At 73.1% G+C, this 2,618-nt stretch carries 2 protein-coding genes; both read right to left on the reverse strand.

Going from position 1 to position 2,618, the window contains the following annotated elements:
* Positions 1-610: leucine zipper domain-containing protein (locus ACIOC1_RS16585; RefSeq protein ID WP_401854919.1), on the reverse strand; the 610-nt coding region annotated here is incomplete at its 3' end.
* Positions 611-711: 101 nt separating this feature from the next.
* Positions 712-2,618 (reverse strand): helix-turn-helix domain-containing protein (locus ACIOC1_RS16590; RefSeq protein WP_401854922.1); only part of this gene is annotated, 1,907 nt, incomplete at its 5' end.

Here is a 2,618-nt window from a genome sequence, read left to right on the forward strand (position 1 = left end):
GTTCGTCGGGCAGGGCCTCGCTGTAGGCCAGGCGGGAGTGGTCGTCGACGGCGGAGTGGATGTAGCTGTAGCCGATGACCGGTTTGCTGCTTTTGTGCTGACTGGTGGTTGCTTGCCGATTGCGGGCGCCGGTGCTTCTGCCGACGGTGCGCCAGCCGCCGCCGTCGGGGATGTTGCCGAGTTTCTTGATGTCGACATGGACGAGTTCGCCGGGCCGTGAGCGTTCGTAGCGGCGGATGGTCTGGCCCGTGGGCCGGTCCAGCCAGGCGAGCCGGTTAAGGCCGTGTCGGCTCAGGATGCGGTGCACGGTCGAGGCGGGCAGGCCCAGGATCGGCCCGATCCGGGCCGGGCCCAGCTTGCGTGTCCGGCGCAGTTCGCAGACCCGGGCCTCCACTGAGGCCGGGGTGCGGTGCGGTGTCGAATGCGGCCGGCTGGGGCGGTCGGCCAGGCCCGCATCCCCCTCGGCCCGCCAGCGGGCCGCCCACTTGTGCCCGGTCGCCCGTGAGATGCCCATCTCAGCAGCGACATGGGCGACCGGCCGACCCGACAGCACCCGCTCGACCAGGATCCGTCTGCCATGAATGGTCAGCCGGGCATTACGGTGAGACACGAAGACCTCCGGGCGGTGCGTTCCTAGACAGCTCCACCACACCGGAGGTCTTCGCCATGATCAAGACCCATGAGCGTCAACAACGCTCATGATCAATACACCTAGGGGCGGCGCAGCCGCTCGGCGATCTCGTCCAGGCGGACGGCGAGCGACAGCCGGAAGAACAGCTCGTCGTCGCGCCAGCCCTCGCCCAGGAGCCGGGTCAGCCGTTCGATCCGCTGGAGGATCGTGTTGGTGTGGAAACCCAGCTCCCGGCCGGTCCTGGTCGGGCTCGACTGGTTGCGCACGAAGGCGCGCAGGGTGGCGAGCAGATCCGTACCGTGCTCGGCGTCGTAGCGCCGTACCGGCCCCACCATCGTGTCGAGATACGCGGTCAGGGCGGCGGGGTCGGGCTCGAAGACGGCCGCGTAGGGGTGGTAGTCCTCGGCCCGCGCCGCGAGGTCGCCCGCCCCCAGCGCCTGGAGCAGCCGGACGGTGCGCTGCGCCGTCACCACCGCCGCGGGCAGGTCGCCGGACGCGGCGGCGCTCACCGACAGGACCGGGACCGACAGCGCCGCGCGCAGCTGGTCGTGGAGCCGCTGGACCGTGACGCCGGGCTGCCGGGACGACAGGGCGACGGCGACATGGCCGCCGTACTCGCCCACCAGCGCCCGGCTGTGCAGCGGACCGAGCAGCGTACGGGTCGCCTGCGGCCGGTGCTCGCCCGGCACGGCGAAGAGCACGAGGGTGTCGAGGTCCTGGACGGGGACGCGCAACCGCTTGGCCCGGCGCACCGCGTCGCGACGGCGGTCGGGCGAGCCGTCCAGCAGATCGGCCAGCAACTCGCCCTGCCTGCGGTGCTCCGCGTCGGCCACGGCCTGCCGCTGCATGGCCAGGAGTGTGCCGACCTGCGCACCCCGCTCGATGGTCCGCAGGTCGACGGAGCTGAGCGGGAAACCGCCCGTACCGAGCAGCACGGCGCCGAAGTAGTACGAGCCGGTCGTCAGGGCGGCGACCGCCCCGATGTCCCCGCCGTCCTCGACCAGGACGCAGCGGCCCGAGTCATGGCTGGCCCGGACGGCCTCGGCGACCGGTGCGCGGCGCAGTTCGTCGGCGGACAGGGCGCGCCCGGCCGTCACGATCACCTCGCCGTACTCGTCCACGACGGCCACCGCGCGGTCCAGGGCCTCGGCGAGCTTCTCGGCGATCGGCGAGAAGTCGCTGTCCTCCAACACGGACCGGATGAGCTGCTGATGCACCGCGTTGGCGCGGTCCCGCTCGACCAGGTGCTCCCTCAACCGCTCCAGGGCGTCGCGCGCCTCCTCCTGCGAGCGCTGGAGGCGCTGGAGCCGCTGCGCGGTCTGGAGCACCACCGAGGCGTGGTTGGCGAGCGCCGAGAGCAGCGCGACCTGCTCGGGGGTGAAGGCGTGCTCGTCGCGGGTCCCGACGAACAGCACCCCCAGGACGTCCTCGTCGGAGAGCAGCGGCACGCCGAGGAGCGAGACCAGGCCCTCGGCGGCGACCGCCTCGGACAGCGAGTCCTCGTGCCACCCGGCGGAGTCGTCCTCGTAGCGCGTCACCCACTGCGCGGCGCGGGTCTCGACCACGAGGCTGGCCAGTCCGCGGCCGGGCGGCACCACCAGGCGCTGGAAGCGCGGGCTGACCGAGCCCGCCGTCTTGCGGACCCGCAGCGTCAGGCTGGCGGCGTCGAACTCCGACAGATACGTGACGTCGGAGTCCATCATGTCGTGCGCGCGCTCCACCAGCCGGGCCAGCAGCGCGTCGGCGTCCCGCTCCTCGGCCAGCTCCCGGGCGCTGGAGAACAGGGCGGTCAGCTCGTGCTCACGGCGGCGCAGCCGCAGTTGGTCGCGCCGCAGCCGGTACAGCCGCTCCGCGGCGCCCGCCGCGGCACCGCCGGTCACGCCGAGGTCCGCGAGCGCGCCGTCCAGCCGGTAGGGGTCCACCGCCTGTTCGCCGACGGCCGCGTCCAGGACGACCGCCAGCGCCCGCGCGCGGCCGTCCGCCGTAC

Source organism: Streptomyces sp. NPDC088197 (assembly GCF_044741185.1).
In the GTDB taxonomy this organism is placed as follows: domain Bacteria; phylum Actinomycetota; class Actinomycetes; order Streptomycetales; family Streptomycetaceae; genus Actinacidiphila.